This is a genomic window from Fontimonas sp. FW305-C-3, assembly GCF_058783185.1.
Map to the genome: position 1 here is coordinate 363,139 of NZ_JBYSYK010000001.1, position 19,482 is coordinate 382,620.

The 19,482-nt window shown below is 65.2% G+C and carries 26 protein-coding genes; 14 read left to right on the forward strand and 12 right to left on the reverse strand.

The genetic code is table 11. The features are described from left to right. The first annotated feature begins 120 nt into the window (after positions 1-120). From can to AC3WUF_RS01675, 8 genes are all read left to right on the forward strand, one after another. A complete protein-coding gene (can, locus tag AC3WUF_RS01640; RefSeq protein ID WP_492421762.1) occupies positions 121-771 on the forward strand; it encodes a carbonate dehydratase in 651 nt (216 codons plus the stop codon). A 228-nt stretch (positions 772-999) separates the two neighbouring features. Then, positions 1,000-2,409 carry a glutamate--ammonia ligase gene (glnA, locus tag AC3WUF_RS01645; RefSeq protein WP_492421764.1) on the forward strand — a complete coding sequence of 470 codons (1,410 nt, stop codon included), beginning with the start codon at positions 1,000-1,002 and terminating at the stop codon, positions 2,407-2,409. A gap of 140 nt (positions 2,410-2,549) precedes the next feature. Next, positions 2,550-3,062: a DUF4124 domain-containing protein gene (locus tag AC3WUF_RS01650; protein WP_492421766.1), complete on the forward strand. Its 513-nt coding sequence runs from the start codon at positions 2,550-2,552 to the stop codon at positions 3,060-3,062. Positions 3,063-3,201: 139 nt separating this feature from the next. Further along, on the forward strand, positions 3,202-4,248 hold the full coding sequence (gene glnL, locus AC3WUF_RS01655) for a nitrogen regulation protein NR(II) (protein WP_492421768.1): 1,047 nt from the start codon (positions 3,202-3,204) through the stop codon (positions 4,246-4,248). Beyond that, positions 4,245-5,693 carry a nitrogen regulation protein NR(I) gene (ntrC, locus tag AC3WUF_RS01660; protein WP_492421770.1) on the forward strand — a complete coding sequence of 483 codons (1,449 nt, stop codon included), beginning with the start codon at positions 4,245-4,247 and terminating at the stop codon, positions 5,691-5,693. Before glnL ends, ntrC begins: the two co-directional genes overlap by 4 nt. A 97-nt stretch (positions 5,694-5,790) precedes the next feature. Next, the gene (locus tag AC3WUF_RS01665; RefSeq protein WP_492421772.1) at positions 5,791-6,105 is read left to right on the forward strand and encodes a YbjQ family protein; all 315 of its coding nucleotides are present in this window, start codon (positions 5,791-5,793) and stop codon (positions 6,103-6,105) included. A 3-nt stretch (positions 6,106-6,108) separates the two neighbouring features. After that, positions 6,109-6,573, forward strand: coding sequence for a YbjQ family protein (locus AC3WUF_RS01670; protein ID WP_492421774.1), 465 nt, complete (start codon positions 6,109-6,111; stop codon positions 6,571-6,573). Next, the gene (locus AC3WUF_RS01675; protein ID WP_492421776.1) at positions 6,570-7,403 is read left to right on the forward strand and encodes a M48 family metallopeptidase; all 834 of its coding nucleotides are present in this window, start codon (positions 6,570-6,572) and stop codon (positions 7,401-7,403) included. Before AC3WUF_RS01670 ends, AC3WUF_RS01675 begins: the two co-directional genes overlap by 4 nt. Positions 7,404-7,415: 12 nt before the next feature. Here the strand turns inward: AC3WUF_RS01675 and AC3WUF_RS01680 are convergent, their stop codons facing one another. Next, positions 7,416-7,835 carry an MAPEG family protein gene (locus AC3WUF_RS01680; protein ID WP_492421778.1) on the reverse strand — a complete coding sequence of 140 codons (420 nt, stop codon included), beginning with the start codon at positions 7,833-7,835 and terminating at the stop codon, positions 7,416-7,418. A gap of 8 nt (positions 7,836-7,843) precedes the next feature. Further along, positions 7,844-8,677, reverse strand: coding sequence for a helix-turn-helix domain-containing protein (locus AC3WUF_RS01685; protein WP_492421780.1), 834 nt, complete (start codon positions 8,675-8,677; stop codon positions 7,844-7,846). Between the two features lie 107 nt (positions 8,678-8,784). Between AC3WUF_RS01685 and AC3WUF_RS01690 the strand changes: the two genes are divergently transcribed. The 6 genes from AC3WUF_RS01690 (at position 8,785) to AC3WUF_RS01715 (ending at position 15,669) form a co-directional block, all read left to right on the forward strand. Further along, positions 8,785-9,108 carry a DUF2834 domain-containing protein gene (locus AC3WUF_RS01690; RefSeq protein WP_492421782.1) on the forward strand — a complete coding sequence of 108 codons (324 nt, stop codon included), beginning with the start codon at positions 8,785-8,787 and terminating at the stop codon, positions 9,106-9,108. 62 nt (positions 9,109-9,170) lie between these two features. Next, positions 9,171-9,551, forward strand: a complete 381-nt coding sequence (locus AC3WUF_RS01695; RefSeq protein ID WP_492421784.1) for a phosphopantetheine adenylyltransferase — start codon at positions 9,171-9,173, stop codon at positions 9,549-9,551. Positions 9,552-9,558: 7 nt separating this feature from the next. Further along, positions 9,559-10,419, forward strand: coding sequence for an alpha/beta hydrolase family protein (locus tag AC3WUF_RS01700; RefSeq protein WP_492421786.1), 861 nt, complete (start codon positions 9,559-9,561; stop codon positions 10,417-10,419). A gap of 129 nt (positions 10,420-10,548) precedes the next feature. Continuing rightward, complete coding sequence (gene imuA, locus AC3WUF_RS01705) at positions 10,549-11,157, forward strand: translesion DNA synthesis-associated protein ImuA (protein ID WP_492421788.1); 609 nt, start codon at positions 10,549-10,551, stop codon at positions 11,155-11,157. A gap of 10 nt (positions 11,158-11,167) precedes the next feature. Next, positions 11,168-12,595 carry a Y-family DNA polymerase gene (locus tag AC3WUF_RS01710; protein WP_492421790.1) on the forward strand — a complete coding sequence of 476 codons (1,428 nt, stop codon included), beginning with the start codon at positions 11,168-11,170 and terminating at the stop codon, positions 12,593-12,595. Further along, a complete protein-coding gene (locus tag AC3WUF_RS01715; protein WP_492421792.1) occupies positions 12,592-15,669 on the forward strand; it encodes an error-prone DNA polymerase in 3,078 nt (1,025 codons plus the stop codon). The genes AC3WUF_RS01710 and AC3WUF_RS01715 overlap by 4 nt, the downstream gene beginning before the upstream one ends. On the opposite strand, the gene AC3WUF_RS01720 is transcribed toward AC3WUF_RS01715, so the two are convergent. Genes AC3WUF_RS01720 through AC3WUF_RS01765 form a run of 10 tightly spaced genes read right to left on the reverse strand, consistent with a single transcriptional unit; the run spans position 15,666 to position 19,371 of the window. Further along, complete coding sequence (locus AC3WUF_RS01720) at positions 15,666-15,866, reverse strand: hypothetical protein (RefSeq protein WP_492421794.1); 201 nt, start codon at positions 15,864-15,866, stop codon at positions 15,666-15,668. The two genes, AC3WUF_RS01715 and AC3WUF_RS01720, sit on opposite strands and share 4 nt — an antisense overlap. A 27-nt stretch (positions 15,867-15,893) precedes the next feature. Continuing rightward, complete coding sequence (locus AC3WUF_RS01725; protein WP_492421796.1) at positions 15,894-16,124, reverse strand: hypothetical protein; 231 nt, start codon at positions 16,122-16,124, stop codon at positions 15,894-15,896. A 17-nt stretch (positions 16,125-16,141) separates the two neighbouring features. Continuing rightward, positions 16,142-16,558, reverse strand: coding sequence for a GFA family protein (locus AC3WUF_RS01730; RefSeq protein WP_492421798.1), 417 nt, complete (start codon positions 16,556-16,558; stop codon positions 16,142-16,144). Positions 16,559-16,571: 13 nt separating this feature from the next. Beyond that, positions 16,572-16,880 (reverse strand): hypothetical protein, encoded by a 309-nt coding sequence (locus AC3WUF_RS01735; RefSeq protein ID WP_492421800.1) that lies wholly within the window; start codon positions 16,878-16,880, stop codon positions 16,572-16,574. 25 nt (positions 16,881-16,905) lie between these two features. Further along, a complete protein-coding gene (locus AC3WUF_RS01740) occupies positions 16,906-17,286 on the reverse strand; it encodes a DUF1801 domain-containing protein (protein WP_492421802.1) in 381 nt (126 codons plus the stop codon). 2 nt (positions 17,287-17,288) lie between these two features. Beyond that, a complete protein-coding gene (locus tag AC3WUF_RS01745) occupies positions 17,289-17,714 on the reverse strand; it encodes a GNAT family N-acetyltransferase (RefSeq protein WP_492421804.1) in 426 nt (141 codons plus the stop codon). Positions 17,715-17,730: 16 nt separating this feature from the next. Continuing rightward, entirely contained in the window at positions 17,731-17,982 is a 252-nt protein-coding gene (locus AC3WUF_RS01750; protein WP_492421806.1) for a hypothetical protein, read from the reverse strand. Between the two features lie 7 nt (positions 17,983-17,989). After that, positions 17,990-18,436 (reverse strand): MOSC domain-containing protein, encoded by a 447-nt coding sequence (locus tag AC3WUF_RS01755; RefSeq protein ID WP_492421808.1) that lies wholly within the window; start codon positions 18,434-18,436, stop codon positions 17,990-17,992. Between the two features lie 26 nt (positions 18,437-18,462). Continuing rightward, positions 18,463-18,930, reverse strand: a complete 468-nt coding sequence (locus AC3WUF_RS01760) for an AAC(3)-I family aminoglycoside N-acetyltransferase (protein ID WP_492421810.1) — start codon at positions 18,928-18,930, stop codon at positions 18,463-18,465. Between the two features lie 15 nt (positions 18,931-18,945). Next, positions 18,946-19,371 (reverse strand): GNAT family acetyltransferase, encoded by a 426-nt coding sequence (locus AC3WUF_RS01765; protein WP_492421812.1) that lies wholly within the window; start codon positions 19,369-19,371, stop codon positions 18,946-18,948. Between the last annotated feature and the right edge of the window lie 111 nt (positions 19,372-19,482).

A 19,482-nucleotide genomic window follows, 5' to 3' on the forward strand; every position in this document is an offset into this window, starting at 1 on the left:
GCTCGAAAAAGCGTCATGTCATGTGGGGGCGCGAGTATATCAACCGGTCGCCGCAAGCCCGGGTTTTGAGGGAAAACCTGCGTGCGACACGGCCACGATGACCGGTATAGTTGCGCCGCCATGAGCTCACTCAAAATATTGTTCGACAACAACCTGGAATGGGCGCGGTCGCGGCTCGATCAGGATCCGCAGTTCTTCCGCCGCCTTGCGTCGCAGCAGCGGCCCGACTACCTGTGGATCGGCTGCGCCGACTCGCGCGTACCGGCCAACGAAATCCTGGGTCTGCCGCCGGGCGAGGTCTTCGTCCATCGCAACGTCGCCAACGTCGTCGTCCACACCGACTTCAACTGCCTGTCGGTGATGCAGTTCGCGGTCGACATCCTGCAGGTCAAGCACATCATGGTTGTCGGCCATTACGGCTGCTCCGGCGTGCACGCGGCGATGCATCAGCGCCGCATCGGCATTGCCGACAACTGGCTGCGGCATGTCCGCGACATTGCCGACCGCCACCACCACCGCCTCGACAAGATCACCGACGATCAGCAGCGGCATGACCGCCTGTGCGAACTCAATGTCATCGAGCAGGTCACCCACGTGGCGCAGACCACGGTTGTCGAAGACGCCTGGGCGCGCGGTCAGGAGCTGACCGTGCATGGCTGGGTCTACGGTCTCAGCGACGGCCGCCTGCGCGATCTGGGCATCACCCTGAGCGACAAGGAAAAGGTCACGCCGGCTTACGAGGCGGCGGTCGCGGCCTGCATTCAGGCCTGATCGGCCTGATCGCATCCTGATCCGCGGGTGTATAGCGGCGGCATCGCCCGCCGCTGCGCCGTTTTTGGCGCGGGATGCTGCCGCCTAGCCCGACTGATACGATAGCGCCCCCACCCGCCGCACCCCGCCCTTCGCGCCCCGCGCTGTGGCATGGAACGTGCTTCATTTTGGCGCACGCTTTGCGGGGTGGCTCGCAGCGCACCAATCACCGTCCCTTAGGAGAGACCCATGTCGGGTAATGATGTACTCAAGACGATCAAGGAACAGGAGGTCAAGTATGTCGACTTCCGCTTCTGCGATACGCGCGGCAAGGAACAGCACGTCACCGTTCCGGCCCACACGATCGAAGAAGAGCTGTTCACCGAAGGCAAGATGTTCGACGGCTCGTCGATCGCCGGCTGGAAGGGCATCAATGAGTCCGACATGATCCTGATGCCGGACCCGAGCACGGCCTTCATCGATCCGTTCTTCGAGGACACCACCCTGGTGATCTCCTGCAACGTCATCGAGCCGGCTACCGGCGAAGGCTACTCGCGCGATCCGCGCTCGCTCGCCAAGCGCGCCGAGGCCTATCTGAAGTCGACCGGCATCGCCGACACCGCCTTCTTCGGCCCGGAAAACGAATTCTTCGTCTTCGACAGCATCCGCTGGGATTCCGGCATGAAGGGCTGCTTCGTCGAGATCGATGCAGAGAACGCCGCCTGGAACTCGGGCAAGCATTACGAGACCGGCAACATCGGTCACCGTCCTGGCGTCAAGGGCGGCTACTTCCCGGTTCCGCCGGTCGATGCCCTGCAGGACATCCGTTCGGCGATGTGCACCACGCTCGAAGCGGTCGGCATGCCGGTCGAAGTCCATCACCACGAAGTCGCCACTGCCGGTCAGTGCGAAATCGGCGTGAAGTTCGGCACCCTGACCAAGAAGGCTGACGAAGTACTCAAGCTCAAGTACGTCGTCCAGAACGTGGCCCACTCCTACGGCAAGACGGCGACGTTCATGCCGAAGCCGATCGTTGGCGACAACGGTTCGGGCATGCACGTCCACCAGTCGCTGTCGAAGGACGGCAAGAACCTGTTCTCCGGTGACAAGTACGGCGGCCTGTCGGAAACCGCGCTGTACTACATCGGCGGCATCCTCAAGCACGCGCAGGCGCTCAACGCCTTCACCAATCCGGGCACCAACAGCTACAAGCGCCTGGTGCCGGGCTTCGAAGCGCCGGTCATGCTCGCCTACTCGGCGCGCAACCGTTCGGCTTCGATCCGCATTCCGTACGTGGCGAACCCGAAGGGCCGCCGCATCGAAGTGCGCTTCCCGGACTCGACCGCCAACCCGTACTTCGCGTTCGCCGCGATGATGATGGCCGGCCTCGACGGCATCCAGAACAAGATCCACCCGGGCGAAGCCTCGGACAAGGATCTCTACCATCTGCCGCCGGAAGAGGACAAGAAGATCCCGCGCGTTTGCCACAGCCTCGACATGGCGCTGGACGCACTCGACAAGGATCGCGAGTTCCTGACCCGCGGCGGCGTCTTCACCGACGACCTCATCGACGCTTACATCGAGCTGAAGATGCAGGAAGTCACGCGCTTCCGCATGACCACGCACCCGATCGAGTTCGAGATGTACTACTCGCTGTAATCGGCGTCTGGCTATGCAAAAGAAACCCTGCTCCGGCGGGGTTTCTTTTTGCTCGATACGAAAAACCCGTAGCCCGGGTGAAACCCGGGGCAGGTGTCCCGGCGCGCCAGCGGTCCCCGGGTCTCCGCTATGCTTCGCGCATGATCCGCTGCCTCGTCCTCCTTGCCTTGCTGTTCGGCAGCCCCGCGCTGGCCGACGAGGTCTACAAGCAGGTCCAGCCGGACGGCAGCATCCGTTACACCGACAAGCCGCCGAAGAAGGGCGACAAGCCGGTCAAGCTGCCGCCGCTGTCCGGCAGCATTTCCAGCGGCAGCTCCTCCGGAGCACGGGTCTTCTACACCGAGGAAGCGCTGCGCGAGGCGGCCCGTTTTGCGGTCAGCATCGAATCTCCGACGCCTGGCCAGGAATTCCGCATCGGCGCCGACCGCGCGGTGGCCGCCGCCAATGTCATGCCGGGCCTCGTCACCGGCTTTGGCCTGATGTACTACCTCGACGGCGCGGCGATGACCCAGGCTCCGGTCGACAAGCTCAGCGTGCTGATGCCCTTGATGACGATCGGTCCGCACAAGGTCAGTGTCGCGGTGCTCGACGCCCGGGGCCGCGAGGTGGCCCGGTCCGCGGAAACGGCCTTCATTGTCAGCGCACCAAAGTAGGTCTGCCTGCACCATCTGCGCGCACCAAATCGGTGCAACTTTTCACCGCTTGAGCTAGCCTGAGCGCCGGGACCCCGGCTGGGGCCGTGGCCTGTATCTTGCGATGGCAACGCCCATGAGATTGGTTTCCAGAAGCCGGGTGACGGCTGACGAAGCGTTGGACGGCATGACCGCGGCCGTGATCGCCGTGGACGAGCAGCTGCACGTGACCATCCTCAACTCCGCATGCGAGAGCCTGTTCGGCATTTCGCGGCGCATGGTCCTCGGTGCCCCGCTGGCCGAAGCGGTGCCCCATTTCAAACCACACGAGCCGCGCCTGCTGGACGCGCTGCGGCTGACGACCGGCTTCATCGAGCGCGAGACCGAGCTGAGCCGCAACGGCGAGGGCAATGTCACCGTCGACTGGACGGTCACGCCGTTCTTCGCCGGCGGCAAGCGTCCGGGCCTGCTGCTGGAGCTGCATGCGCTGGACCGTCATCTGCGTATCTCGCGCGACGAACAACTGCACGCGACCTTCGACGCCAGCCGCCAGCTGATCCGCGGCATGGCGCACGAGATCAAGAATCCGCTCGGCGGCATTCGCGGCGCGGCGCAGCTGCTGGAGCGCGAATACCCGGACGACGGCCATCGCGAATATACGACGGTGATCATCCGCGAGGTCGATCGCCTGCAGAACCTCGTCAACCGCATGCTCGGGCCCAACCGCCCGCCGCAGAAGGCGCGCCTCAACGTGCATGAAGTGCTCGAGCACGTGCGCCAGCTGGTGCAGGCCGAAGCGCCGGCGGATGTCTCCGTGCTGCGCGACTACGACCCGAGCATCCCGGACCTCGACGCCGACCGCGAGCAGCTGATCCAGGCCGTGCTCAACATTCTGCGCAACGGCCTGCAGGCGCTCGACGGCGAAGGCACGATCACCTTGCGCACGCGCACCAAACGCCAGTTCACGATCGCCGCGCTGCGCCACAAGCTGGTCGCGCAGATCGACATCGAGGACAGCGGCCCCGGCATTCCGGCGGTCATGCTCGAGAAGATCTTCTTTCCGATGGTGACAACCCGGCCGGAAGGCACCGGACTTGGCCTGCCGATTGCTCAGTATCTGATCCACAGCCACGGAGGGCTCATCGAATGCAGGAGCCGGCCGGGCTGCACCGTATTCACCATTTACCTGCCGCTGGAATCCCCATGAGTGCGATTAACGTCTGGATCGTGGACGACGACGAGTCGATCCGCTGGGTGCTGGAGAAATCGCTCGCACGTGACGGCATGCGTGTCACCAGTTTCCCGGGCGCCGCCGAACTGCAGGACGCCATCGCCGATTCGCAGCCCGACGTCCTGATCAGCGACATCCGCATGCCCGGCGTCGACGGTCTGACGCTGATGCAGCGCGTGCGCGAAGCGCATCCGGACCTGCCGGTCATCATCATGACCGCGCATTCCGATCTGGATGCGGCGGTCGCTTCGTACAAGGGCGGTGCCTTCGAGTATCTGCCCAAGCCCTTCGATGTCGACAGCGTCGCCGAACTCGTGCGGCGCGCAGCGAAGAAGCGCGAGGCCAACGTCGAGCCTGCGCCGGAGCAGACCGCGGCGATGATCGGCGAAGCGCCGGCCATGCAGGACGTGTTCCGTGCCATCGGCCGCCTGTCGCATTCGCATATCACCGTGCTGATCACCGGCGAATCCGGCACCGGCAAGGAGCTTGTTGCGCGCGCGCTGCATGTCACCAGCCCGCGCAACAACCGGCCGTTCCTCGCGATCAACACCGCGGCGATTCCCAAGGATCTGCTCGAAAGCGAATTCTTCGGGCATGAGCGCGGCTCATTCACCGGTGCCGCAACGCAGCGCAAGGGCCGCTTCGAACAGGCGGACGGCGGCACGCTGTTCCTCGACGAAATCGGCGACATGCCGGCCGACCTGCAGACCCGCCTGTTGCGCGTGCTGCAGAACGGCGAGTTCTACCGCGTCGGCGGTGTCGCGCCGATCAAGGTCGACGTCCGTGTCATCGCGGCGACGCACCAGGATCTCGATCAGCTGGTCCGCGAAGGCCGTTTCCGCGAAGACCTCTATCACCGCCTCAACGTCATCCGTATCCGCATTCCGGCGCTGCGTGAGCGTCCGGAAGACATTCCGCAGCTGGCCCGTCACTTCCTGCAGCGCGCCTCGGAAGAACTGCAGGCCGAACCCAAGCGCCTGCTGCCGAACGTACTGCAGCGTTTCCGCCAGTTCTCCTGGCCGGGCAACGTGCGCCAGATGGAAAACATCTGCCGCTGGCTGACCGTGATGGCGCCGGGTCAGGACGTGCATCTGCAGGATCTGCCGCCTGAGCTGCAGGGGACTTCGCGTCCGGTCGCCGCTGCTGCGCCGGCAGTCACCAGCAGCGAAGCAGCGCCGGCGACGTTCATGCAGGAAGCCAGCAACGGCCAGTGGAGCAGCTTGCTGCGCGGCTGGGCGGCGCAGGCTTTCGCCGACGGCCAGAGCGGTGTGCTCGACATCGCCACGCCGGAATTCGAGCGCACGATGATCGAAGCCGCGCTCGATGCGACGCATGGCCAGCGTCAGGAGGCGGCGAAGCGATTGGGCTGGGGCCGCAATACGCTGACGCGGAAGATCAAAGAGCTGGGGATGGAAGACTAGGGCTGAAGCGGCACGGCCCCGCGGCGTCTGTATTCACCGTTGTAAAGGAATGGCCCTAGACTGAGCGCCAGCGTTTTCCTTTCGCAATGGGGCCACCATGGAACTCAGCAACCTCGAAATCCTTCCCGGCCGCACGGTCGTCCGTCACCTCGGGCTGGTGCAGGGCTCGACGGTGCGCAGCAAACATGCGGGCAAGGATCTGCTCGCCGGCTTCAAGAACTTCGTCGGCGGCGAGTTGAAGGCTTACACCGAGCTGCTGAACGAATCGCGCCAGGAAGCGATCGACCGCATGGTCCAGCAGGCGCAGAGCGTCGGCGCCAATGCCGTCGTCAATATCCGCTTCTCCACGTCGAACATTGCTTCCGGCGCCGCCGAAGTAATGGCCTATGGAACCGCGGTGGTCGTGGAGTAGCGCGTGGAACTCCTGATCCAGCTCGGATTTCTGGTTGTCCTGCTGGCGGTCGGCCTGCTGTTCGGCGGCCTCAGCGAACGACGCCACTTCCGCCAGATCCAGACGCGCGAAGCCGAGCTGCGCGAGCTGCTGGTTTTCAACGAACGCCATTTGCCGGCCGGCATGGAGTTCCGCGAGGCGCGTCTGGTCGTCGGCTCGGTCGTGATTGCCGAGGATTACTTCAAGCGCGTCGCGGCCCAGCTCAAGAGCATCTTCGGTGGCCGCCTGACCGCTTATGAATCGCTGATGGACCGCGGCCGCCGCGAGGCTATCCTGCGCATGAAAGAGGAAGCGCGGCAGCTGGGCGCGACGATGGTGTTCAACGTCCGCTTCGAGACCTCGTCGCTGGCGGACGCCATGGCGGGCCGCCAGGTGTCGTTCTCCGCCGAATTTCTGGCTTACGGCACGGCGCTGATTCCGCGCGCGTGAGCTACGAAAACCCGCAGATTCCGGAAGGCATCAATGTGGGCCGCGACAATCCCGTCGCGGAATTTCTGCGGCTCGCCGCCGGATTTGCGCTGACGCTCGCGGTGGTCGGTGCCGTGCTGTACGTCGCCGGCGGCTGGCTTGCCCGGCAGATTCCATTTTCCGTCGAGCGCCGCTGGACCGGCGAGGATCGCCTCATCGGCTTTCGCGATCTGCCGGCCAATGACGCGAACGGCATCGCGATCCAGGTCTATCTGGATCAACTGGCCGCGCAGCTCGCGGCGGTCATGTCGGTGCCTGAAGACATGCCGCTGACGCTGCACTACGCCGATCTGCCGGAGCCGAATGCCTTTGCCGGACTCGGCGGGCACATGGTCGTCACCCGGGGGCTGTACGCGCGGATGCCGAGCGAGAATGCGCTGGCTCTGGTCCTTGCGCACGAGATCGCGCACATCCACGCGCGCGATCCGATCTCCGGCGTGGCGGGCGGGTCCTTGCTGGTACTGGCGACCGCCTTGCTGACGGGCGATTCGGGCGGCCTTTCCGGCGCCATGGCGAACCTGGTGCAGCGCGGCTACTCGCGACGCGCCGAGCGCGCGGCGGATGAAGCGGCAATCGCAGCCTTGCGCGCTCATTACGGGCACGCGGGCGGCGGCGCGGCGGTATTCGAGATGTTTGCGCAGTACCACGAGCAGCGCGGCGGCAAGGTTCCCGCGTTTCTGGCGACGCATCCGCTCGATGCGGAGCGGATCGCCTATCTGCAGGACGCAGCGCGCGACTGGCAGGCGCAAGCGCAGCCCCTGCGGCCGCTTGCGATCGCGGCCGAAGACTGAGCCCTTCGCCTTCTAAAGACTCCGCAGGATCATCGCCGACATGCCGATCAGGCAACCGATGCCGATGCCGTAGCTGAGCGTGCGCCAGGGCTGCAGCTGATTCAGATAGCACAGCGTATGACCGATGCGCGCCGCGGTGAAAATTCCGAACAGCCAGGGTGCCGCGGCAGCCGATGCGCCGGTCATCACGTACAGGATGCCGAGCGCGAAGAACACCGGGATGTTCTCGACATCGTTGGCCCAGGCGCGCGCACCGCGCTGCACTTCCGGCAGTTCTTCCGCCAGCGGCTCGCGCCCGGCGAAGCGCGCATCCTCGACGTTGCGAAAGCTGCCGCGGCCGATGCGATGCCAGCCCTGATACAGCGAAATCGCGAACATCTTCGCGAACAGGATGACGCTGCACAGCGCCAGCCAGTCGAGTGTGCTGTCCATGCTCATCTTCAAGCTCCCTTGGTTTGACCCGCCAGCATCCGCAGCAATGTTGCGCTGGCCTCGTCGGCCGGGAAGAAACTCTCGACGCGCAGCTCATCGGCGGTGACATCCTGCGGTGTGCCGAAGGTGGTCAGTGTCGTGAACATGCGCAGGTCCATGCCGTGCACGCGGAAATGCGTCGGCAGCAGCGGCAGGCGGCTCGCTTCCAGATCGATCTGCCGCAGCTTCGTCGGCAGGCCGGGATAGCGCAGCACTTCGTCGAGTACGTCCTGCACCTCTGGATGTTCCAATGCCTCGCGTGCGGTGCGTGCGAGGAACGGCGGCGCGATCTCTTCGAGATTGGCGATCATCGGGCGCAGACCTTCGGGATGGAAGGTCAGCTTGAAGATGTTGCGCGGACCATCGCCGCAGACCCGCTGCCACATGGCTTCCGGATCGCCGACCATATCCGTCAGGCGCTGCATGGCGTCATTCGCCATCACCAGATTCCAGGCGCGATCGACGACAACGGCCGGATACGGCTCGTGATGACGCAGCATCAGTCCCAGCGCTTCGCGCACCGGCTGCATGTCGGCCGCTTCGAGTGTGCGCTGCGGATAGATGCCGGCGAAGCCCGCACTGTTGAGCAGACGGTTGCGCTCGCGCAGCGGCAGGTCGAGCGCCTGTGCGAGCTGCACGACCATCTCGCGGCTCGGCCGCGCGCGGCCGGATTCGAGAAAGCTCAGGTGTCGCTGCGAGACATCGGCATTCATCGCCAGATCGAGCTGCGAAAGATGACGCGCACGGCGCACATCGCGGAGCAGGGAGCCGAAGGCAGCGAGGTCGGAGCCGGGAGTTTGCATGCCAGGATTCTGGCACGCGGCGGCCGCAAAGCGATTACCTCCGGCGTAATTGAGAGGCCGCATCCGGGCCGGCACAGTGGCGGCGCATTCCACCACCGGAGATTGATATGAACCGCACCGTCCTGACCGTTGTCCTGGCGTTCGTCACGCTCGATTTCGCCGTGCTCACCGGTTATTCGATCATGCAGCACGGCTATCTGGGATTGTTCGAATACCAGCTCGCGAGCGCGGCCGGCTGGCAGGTGCTGGCCGATCTGGTCATCGTCTGCACGCTGGCAATGTCCTGGATGATTGCCGACGCGCGCCGCACTGGCCGCACGGTCTGGCCATACCTGATCGGCACCGTGTTCCTCGGCTCGTTCGGCCCGCTGGCCTATCTGCTGATCGGTCAGCTCAGCGGCGCGCCGAACCGCCAGCCGGCGTATGCCTGAGTTTTCACGCTGACACCGGCAGCGGCCGGTGTCAGCATCAGGCGGCATCGGGAGGAACAACCATGGAAGTCTTCGCCAAAGTCGTGCTGGCCTTCGTCAGCATCATTCACCTGCTGCCGGGCCTGGGTGTGCTCGGCGGCGAGCGCCTGCTGACGCTGTACGGCGTGAGTCCGGACGAACCGAACCTGCAGATCCTGCTGCGTCATCGTGCGGTGCTGTTCGCGATCCTCGGCGCCGGGCTGGTCTGGTCGATCTTCGATCCGGCATGGCGGCCGGCGATGATCGCCGCATCGATGATCAGCATGGCCAGCTTCCTGATGTTCGTGCTGCCGGACGCCAACGCCAACGCCGCACTGCGACGCGCGGCTTACATCGACATCATCGCCATCGTTGGCCTGCTGCCCGTCATCTGGGGCATGCTCGGCGAAAAGGCCACGACATGAAAAGCACATGACCGAAGACATCGAACTGCAGTGCGAAGACGGCGTGACGCTGCCGGCGACGGTCTGGCGTCTACCGGCCGACAGCAAGCCGCGCCGCGCGGTCGTCATCGCGCCGGCACTTGGCGTGCCGCGCAAGTTCTACAGAAAATTTGCCGACGCACTCGCGCAGGCCGGATACAGCGTGCTGGTGTTCGACTATCGCGGCATCGATGGTGCCGGGCCGCAGGTCGCACCGCGCGACCTGCAGCTCGCGCACTGGGGTCAACGCGATCTGCAGGCGGCACTGCGCTATGCGCGCACCCAGCTGCAGGCCGACAAGCTGGCGCTGGTCGGCCACAGCATCGGCGGCCAGCTGCCGGGTCTGGCGCCGGAAGCGCAGCACATCGATGCCTTCGTGATGGTCGCCGCATCGCTGCCGCACGGCAGTCGCTATGGCCTGCGCGATCGCCTGCAGATCGAACTGCTGTGGCGCGTGTTCGTCCCGCTGCTTGGCCGCGGCGAACGTTTCCCGGCGCGCCGCATCGGCTTTGCATCGATCGATCTGCCGGGACGCATCGTCCGCGAGTGGGCGGCCTGGGGTTCGCGCAAGGATTACCTGTTCGACCCACGTTTCGGTCTCGATACCCGCGCGTATGCGAGCTTCAAGGTTCCGCTGCTGGCCTACAGCTTCGAGGACGACGGCTATGCCTCGAAGCGCGCGGTCGAGGCGCTCAATGCGCGCTACAGCGCGGCACGGCTGACGCATCGTCATCTCGACCGCGTGCCCGGCAAGACCTATGGCCACTTTGGCTATTTCCGCGAATCGCAGCGCGAAACGCTGTGGCGCGAGACCCTGGACTGGCTGGCCGAAGCCCTGAAAACCCCCTGAGGCCGGCCAGCCGCCAGCCGGTTGCGGCTGGACAACTGTGTTTATTGACAGTTATCCTTCGCCGTAGCACTGTATGTATATGCAGATATCCATACAGTGCGAGCTTCGTTCAGCCTGGGCGGCGGCGCCATGACAGCGGCGTCTCCGCTCAACAACCTGCTGGGCGATCCGCGTCTGTGGCGGGGCTCGGGCGGCGCGCCATTACGCGCCGTCCCGACCGGCCACAGTGCGCTGGACCAGGTGCTGCCCGGCGGCGGCTGGCCGCTCGGTGCCCTGAGCGAAATCCTCTATCCGCAGCCCGGCGTCGGTGAGCTGCAGCTGGCATTGCCGCTGCTGTCGCAGCTGACGCGCAGTGGCCGCCGCATCGCCCTCGTCGGTCCGCCGTACCTGCCGTATGCGCCGGCGCTGGCGCAGGCCGACATCCACCTTCCGCAGATTCTGGTGATCGAGCCGCGCCAGACGGCGGATGCGCTGTGGGCGGTCGAACAGTTGCTGCGCGCGCGCGCCGGTGCGGTGCTGCTGTGGCAGACGCGGATCGACATGACGGCCTTGCGCCGCCTGCAACTCGCGGCGGAGAGCGGCGATGGCATCGGCCTGCTGTACCGGCCGCTCGAAGCGGCGGAGCACAGCAGCATCGCCGGCCTGCGCCTGCGCATCGAGCGCGAAGGTCAGCGCGCGCAGGTTGAAGTTCTGAAATGCCGCGGCGCCCGACCTTCGCGGCGCTACGCGCTGCAATGAGTGCGCAGACATGCTCTGGCTCTGTCTTCATTTTCCGCATCTGCCGGCCGAAGCGCTGGCCCTCCGCGATCCGCTCGACGCGGTCACCGACAGCCACAGCGCGCGACGCTGGCTGATCACGCCTGCTGCCGGCATGGCGGCCGGTACGCCGCTCGGCGAGGCGTTCGCGCGCCAGCCGGATCTGCGCGCGCAGCATCGCAAGCCGGCCGCCGAGCGCGCTGCGCTGAAGCGGCTCGCACATGCGCTGTATCGCTACGGTCATCCGGTCTGCACCGAGATTCAGGAAATGCCCGAACCCGGCCGCGGCCCGCGTGCGCTCGCATGGGTCGAAATTGGCGCGAGCCTGAGGCTGTTCGGCGGCATCGATACGCTGAGCGCGGCGATCCGCGCCGATCTCGAAGAGCTGCAGCAGACGGCGCGTATCGGCATCGCGCCGACGCGCGGCGCCGCAGCCTTGCTCGCGGTCGCCGGGCATGAGACGCCGGTGGCGGACAGCGCTGCGCTGCGCGAACAGCTCGAACGCCTGCCGTCGGCGCTGCTGCCCTGGACGCAGCAGGAGATCGATGCGCTGCACGGCATGGGCCTGCGCCGCCTCGATGCGCTGTTCGCGCTGCCGCGCGCAGCGTTCGCGCAGCAGTTCGGCCATGAGCGTCTGCTCGAACTCGATCGCCTGCGCGGTCTGGCCGGCGATCCGGTGCAGGGCATCACGCCGCCGCCGGTGTTCAGCCGCCGCTTCGAACTGCCAGGCGAAGTCGAGAATCTGGAATCGCTGCTGTTCGTGCTGCGCCGCATGAGTTTCGAACTGCAGGCCTGGCTGCGCGCGCGCGACACCGGCGTGCAGAGCATCGAGCTGCAATGCGAACACGCGCGCCAGCAGCGCAGCCGTTTCGGCCTGCGCTTCGTCGGCGCGCATCGCGACGGCACGCGAATCTTCGAGGCTCTGCGCGAACGCCTCTCGCGCGATGCGCTGAGCGGGCCGGTACGCGCACTGCGCCTGAGTGCGACCGATCTCGCTGCGGTGCCGAACGGTCAGCTGCCGCTGTTCAGCGCCGACAGCGATGCCGGTCTGCAGTGGTCTGCAACCGTCGAGCGTTTGCTCGCGCGGCTCGGCGAATCCGCGCTGTGGACGCCGGTCGTTGCCGAAGACCATCGGCCCGAGCGCGCCGCCGAGAAGCAAGCGGTGCTGCAGGCCGCGCCGCGCGTGGCGGGTGCGCTCGCGCTCAACGAACGCCCGCTGTGGCTGCTGCCGACGCCGGTGCCGCTGCCGGCACAGGTGCAGGCGCAGATCCGCGGTGAACCCGAGCACATCGCGAGCGGCTGGTGGGATGGCCAGGACGCGCGGCGCGATTACTACACGACCGACTGGCAGCACGCCGCCGCGTGGGTGTTCCGCGACGTGAGCAGCGGCAGCTGGTATCTGCACGGCTGGTGGGCGTGAATGGCCTGCCTGAATACGCAGAATTGCATGCGCTGTCGGCCTTCAGTTTCCAGCGCGGTGCGTCGACGCCACAGGAGCTGATCGACGCGGCGCTGACGCAGGGCTACTCCGCGCTGGCGATCACCGATGAATGCTCGATGGCCGGCATCGTCCGCGCCTGGCAGCAGACGAGAGATCGCGACGTGCCGCACTGGCCGCTGATCGTCGGCAGCGAACTCACGCTGCATGACGGCCCGAAGTGCGTGCTGCTCGCCGAGACCCAGCGCGGCTACGCCGAGATCTGCGCCGCGATCACGCGCGGCCGGCACGAGGCCGACAAGGGGACGTACCGACTGGGCTGTGACGACCTCCAGGTCGCCAACGATGTCAGCGTGCTGTGGATTCCGCGCGATCTGAACGGCACCGCGGAACTCGAATGGCTGCGCGAGCGCTATCCGGCGCGCCTCTGGATCGCCGTCGAACTGCATCGCGACGGTAACGATGCGCTGCGCTTGGCGGAGTTGGGCGAACTGTCGCGACGCTACGGCGTGCCACTGGTCGCGACCGGCGATGTCCACATGCACTGCCGCAAGCGTCGTCCGTTGCAGGACGTGATGACCGCGCTGCGCCATCACCTGCCGGTGCAGCGTTGCGGCTATCGCCTGTTTCCGAATGCGGAACGCCATCTGCGCAGCCGTGCCGAGCTTGCCGAGCGCTATCCACCGGCGTTGCTGCGCGAAACCCTGCGCATTGCGGAGCGCTGCCGGTTCCGTCTTGGCGAACTGAAATACGAATACCCAAAGGAAATCGTCGGCGACGATCCGACCGCCTACCTGCGCATGCTCGTCGACAGGCATCTGCCGGAGCGCTGGCCGCAGGGCATGCCGCCGGAGGTTCGCGACGATCTGGAGAAAGAGCTGAAGATCATCGCCAATCGAGAGTACGAGGCGTTCTTCCTGACCGTCTACGACATCGTCCGCTACGCGAAGAAGCACGGCATTCTCTGTCAGGGCCGTGGCAGTGCCGCGAACTCGGTGGTCTGCTACGTGCTGGGCATCACCGAGGTCAATCCGGAAACCAACGATCTGCTGTTCGAGCGCTTTGTCTCCAAGGAGCGCGACGAGCCGCCGGACATCGACGTCGACTTCGAGCATGAGCGGCGCGAAGAAGTTATTCAGTACGTCTACAACAAGTACGGCCGCGAACGGGCAGCGATCGCGGCAACGGTGATCTGCTATCGGCCGCGCTCGGCATTGCGCGATGTCGGCCGCGCGCTCGACATCGGCGCGGAAGTCATCGACCGCGTGACGCGCTCGCTGGCCTGGTGGGACAATCCCAAGGATCTGGAAGAGCGGCTGCGCCAGCTCGGCGTCGATCCGCACAGCGCGGCGATCCGCCGCTGGTTGGCGCTGAGCCGCGAACTGCTCGGTTTTCCGCGCCATCTTTCGCAGCACGTCGGCGGCTTCGTGATTTCCGACGCGCCGCTGTCGCAGCTGGTGCCGGTCGAGAACGCGGCGATGCCGGATCGCACGATCATCCAGTGGGACAAAGACGATCTGGAATCGCTGAACCTGCTCAAGGTCGACGTGCTGGCGCTCGGCATGCTCACTGCGCTGCGGCGCAGCTTCGATCTGCAGCGCGGATACGACGGCACGCAGATCGGGCTTCGCGAGATTCCGCCGGACGACAAGGACACCTACACGATGATCCAGAGCGCCGAGACCATCGGCGTGTTCCAGATCGAATCGCGTGCGCAGATGTCGATGTTGCCGCGACTCAAGCCGCGCCATCTTTACGACCTGACGGTACAGGTCGCGATCGTTCGCCCCGGCCCGATTCAGGGCGGCATGGTGCATCCGTATCTGCAAAACCGCATGGAAGGGCGCACGCAGAGTTATCCGAGCGAGGCGATGCGCGAGATTCTTGAGCGTACGCATGGCGTGCCGATCTTCCAGGAGCAGGTCATGCGTCTGGTCGTCGAGGCGGCCGGCTTCACGCCCGGCGAGGCTGATCAGCTGCGACGTTCGATGGCGGCCTGGAAGCGCAGCGGCGGTCTCGAAAAGTACGAGGAGAAGATCAAGCTTGGCATGGCGGCGAGAGACTACCCCGCCGAATTTGCCGACCGCATCTACCAGCAGATTCTCGGCTTCGGCTCGTACGGATTTCCGGAAAGTCACGCGGCGAGCTTTGCACTGCTCGCCTACGACTCGGCGTACATGAAGTGCCATCACCCTGCCGCGTTCACGGCGGGCCTGCTGAACTCATTGCCGATGGGCTTCTATCCGGCGTCGATGCTGGTGACCGAAGCACGCCGTGTCGGCGTCGAGGTGCGCGCGGTCGATGTGCGCGACAGTGTCTGGGATTGCACGCTGGAGCGCGGCGATGCAGGCGCAGCGATCCGTCTCGGCTTGCGTATGGTCGATGGATTCAATGCGCTGGCTGCGGCGCGTCTTGTGTCGGCGCGCACCGCGCATTCATTTGCAGACGTCAACGATCTCGCCCGGCGCGCCGTCTTGAACCGCCGCGAGCTGAATCTGCTCGCCGGGGCCGATGCCTTGCGCGGCCTGGCCGGACATCGCTTCCAGGCGCGCTGGCAGGCACGCAGTCATGAAGCCTTGCCGGGCCTGCTCGCGGCAACGTCATTGCCGCAGGAAAAAGTGACACTGGCGGCGCCGCGCGAAAGCGAAGAGATTCTCGCCGACTACCAGAGCACTGGCCTGACGCTGCGCCGCCATCCGGTCAGCCTGCTGCGCACGCGGCTGCAGCGCAGCCGCATCACCGCCAACGGCAGCCTGACGGAGCTCGACGACGGCGCGCCGGTGCGTGTCGCCGGCATCGTCATGTTCCGTCAGCGCCCGGGTTCGGCGAAAGGCACGATGTTCATGACGCTCGAGGATGAGACCGGCATCGTCAACCTGATCATCCGCCCCAAGCTGATCGACGCCGAGCGCGATGCGGTCGTCGGTGCACAGTTCCTGATCGCGCAGGGACGCCTGCAGCGCCAGCATTCGGTGACGCACGTGATTGCCGAACACTTCTTCGACCGCTCGCACTGGGTCGGCGAGCTGCCGTACCTGTCACGGGATTTCCGCTAGCAGGCGCCGTAACGGTCACCGTGCTTGATGTGGCCGTTCGCAGCTTCGCTGGGCAGCTCCATCGTCTTCTTGCCCTTGTGGCAGATCAGCGTGCTGCCACCGCTCTTGCCGCCCTGGTTGTCGACGGGAAAATACACGCAGGCGCTGCCGGACATCGCGAGCATCAGGGCAATCGACAGCTTGATCGTTGCTTTCATCGGAATCGCTCCTTCCTTGGTCGATCTTCAGCGCAGCGGCCGTGGACGGCAGACCGGCCCTGGGATCAGCGGCAGGCCGAGCTTGGCACGGACAGCAACGATCGCGCGAGCCCTGCGGTCCGGATCGCCTTTCATCTTCTCCAAGGTATCGAGCAGCTCCGCGATGTCTGGATGCGGCTGCTCAAGCACGGCCAGCGCACGCTGCAAGGCAGCCAGCTCGCCATCAAGCACGAAGGCTTCCATTTCATCGAGAAACATCGCTACCGCCACGCCGATCAGCTTGCGCCGAACTTGGCGAAGACTTCCGCCTCCGTCAGCATGCGCGTCCGGTTGGCAAAGGCGTAGTACGCCGGCTTCTTGTCGACGAAGATCTGCTCGTCGAAGCTGAATGCCGTGCCATCCTGAAACAGGCCGACCGGCACGGCGTACTCGTTCACCGCTTCATTGCCGGCCTGAACAAGCCGGTAATAAAGATGCGTGCCGCATCGGGCGCAGAAGCCGCGTTCCGCCCAGTCGGACGACTTGAATGTCGCCACGGCATCCTGGCCGGTGATCTGCAGATCGCCGCCGCAGTGGACCGACAGCAGCGGGCCGCCGCCCCAGCGCTGGCACATGCTGCAGTGGCAGGCGTTGATCTCGGTGTGGGTTCCCGCCGTGATGGACACGGCACCGCAAAGACAACTGCCTTTCATGGTCACTCTCCGTCTACTGAAATCCGATCAGGGGCCACAACGCGAGTGTGACGCCCAGATAGATCAAGGGAAAACGCGCCTGCTTGATCGCGGTGCTGACGTGACCTGCTCGCAACGAGCCCGACGCATTGATCCAGCCGACCAGATAAGCCACCGGATATCCAGCCAGCGCCAGCACATGCAGCTGCTGCAGCGGCGTAATGCCCTGCGCCAGCAACGCGAACAGCGAGCCAAACAGCACGAATGGGCTCAGCAGCAGCGGAATGCCGCCGATGAAGCGCCAGATGCGTACCTGTCCGCTGTCGGGAGAGGGGTCGTTCATCGATGTACCGTCCAGAGTGTTTGCATCACAGCGCAGTCGGATTGCCGAACTGCTCATTCAACTTGATGGCCTCGCGGATCAGCTTGCGCGCGCGGGCGGTCGGAATGCTATCGCCTTCCTGCAGGGTGATCGTCGCCATCTCGTACTTGCCACCCGGTTTGAGACGTGGCTCGATGGCGCGCAGACGCTGGCCGCGCCAGAAACCGAACAGGACACGATCTTTCTCCGCGCGAATCACCAGCACCGGGCCATTGGAAAGACAGACGATGTTGCCCCACTTGATGATTTCCTCAAGGCCGCGAACGCCGAGCGCCGCAGTACGCAACTGCTCCACCAGCGCACGCTGCCAACCCGACAGCGCGGCGGCATAGGCTTCGGGACTCGCGGCGGGCGTTGATTTCTTCACAGTCAGCGCGCCAGCACCTTCTTCATGAAGTAGCGCGCAGAACCTTTCGGATAATCCGGCAGCTCGCCGAAGCAGGTGTAGCCGAGGCGTTCGTAGAATCCACGCGCCTGGAACTCGAAGGTGTCGAGCCAGGCACCATGGCAGCCGCGCAGCAGGGCCTCGCGTTCCGCGAGCTGCATGATCTGGCTGCCAACGCCGCGCCCACGCAGCGCTTCCGGAACCGCGAGATACTGCACGAAGAGCCACTCGAAGCCGGTGTGTCCCCACAGGCCGCCAATGACAGCGCCGCTGTCATCCCTGACCGCGATGGACAACGGCCGGGTCCCGCTGGGTCCGGCTTGCCGGTCGTTGTACTCGACCAGCGGTGCGAGCACGCCCTTGCGGACTTCGTCGTCGACCACATCGCCGAGCGTCAGTGTGTAGTTCATCGTCTGTGGCACTGCTTCAGTCCAGTGGCTCGAAAAGCTCGCGCCAGATCTCGATCGATTCGTCGTCGCCGATATCCCAGCTGCGGGTGCCGGCGGCGCCGGGCTGCGTAAAGAAATAGCCGGTGATGCCGTCGTAACGGCTCCAGGCCTTGCTGTCGTAGATCAGGATTTCACCCTCGACGAAATGATCGCGCAGCGCCTTGAAGCTGCGCCTGACCCGATATTGGACGCCGATGCGGAATGGATACTCGGATGACGAAGCGCTCATCGCAATCTCAGGCTGGTGCAACGGCATCGCCAACGCGAATTTGTCCACCCTTCAGAATCCGGCAGCGCAGCCCGCCGCGATGGACAAAGAAGCGCACAACCTCAGGGTGAGTGCGCTGCGCAAAGGTCGCGCAGGGCTCGCAAAGTTCCAAGCCTTCCAGTTCCACATCGCCGACACGAAAGCGCTGGCCGCAGAAATCGTTGAGGCGCACGCCCTCGGTCACCAGATTGCGCCGCGGATCGTAGGGTTCGAGGCTGAGGCCCGACGCCATCGAGAACGCTTCAATGTTCTCCCGCTCGATCAGCGTCAACTGATAGTCGGGCGACTTACGCAGCTTTGCGTCCGCATAGCGGTCTCCACGCAGGCCGCAGTCGGCGATCGCCTCCGCCTCGGGCAGCGACTGCATCGCTTCGCCGCGGCCGGCCGCCACAAAGATGTGCAGAATCGTCCCCATACCGATCTCCCGAAAGCGCGGCCGATCTATCCCGGACCTGGAACCGCGATATCAAAGTGCAGCACATCTTCGCGCGTGCCGAGCTTGCTGTACAAGGCAATCGCCGCCGCGTCCTCGGCACCGGTATCGGCTTGCACAAACATCACATAGGCGCCACGGGCGATGGCAACCGCCTTCAGCCCTTCGATCAGCGCCGTTGCCACGCCCTCGCGCCGACACGCCGCGGAGACAGCAAGATCGTAGATATAGATCTCGCTGCGCCGCTGTTCGAACTTCTTCATCTCGTAAGCGGCAATGGCGCCGACGACAACGCCTTCCTTAATGGCCGCCAGAGCGATGAAGGCATCTCCCGCGAGCAGCCCGCGCAGATAGTCGTCGTCGGGCCGGTTGCCGGTATAAGTCTCGGGCTCGTTGAAGACCTCACCGAAGCATCGCAGCAACGCATCCATCAGTGGAAGGTCGTCGGCGCCAACGCGTTGAATCTCGACCGGCATAGGGCCTCGCAATGCTTACGGGGGCGTATCCGGAATGAGCCGTTTGCCCAGGCTGACGACATCATCCGTGCTGTAACCGATGCGGCGGTAGAACTCGAGCACCGCGTGATTCGTCGTGCGAACCTGCAGATTCAGCTTCGGGCAGCCGCGCGCCTCAAGCGCTTCTTCCACATGGCGCATCAGTGTCCGTCCGAGACCGGCCTTGCGCTGATCGGGCGCGACCGCCAGATAGTTCACCCAGCCGCGATGTCCATCGAACCCGGCCATTACGGTCGCAACCAGCCGGCCGGGAATCTCGCCAACCAGGAACAGCTCCGGCTGCGTCGTCATCTTGCGCTGAATGTCCTTGTGCGGATCGTTCCAGGCGCGCAGCAGATCGCAGGCTCGCCAGAGCTCGATCACCGCGGGTTCGTCTGCGTCGACGAAGGGTCGGATGTTCATTGGCCGCGATCTCGAAATAGCCCAACTCGTCCCAGCTCGACGGAACCTGATAAGAGGCGGGGAATGTACGGAGCAAAGACTAGCCTAGTCTCTGGACCACTGCGCGGGCGC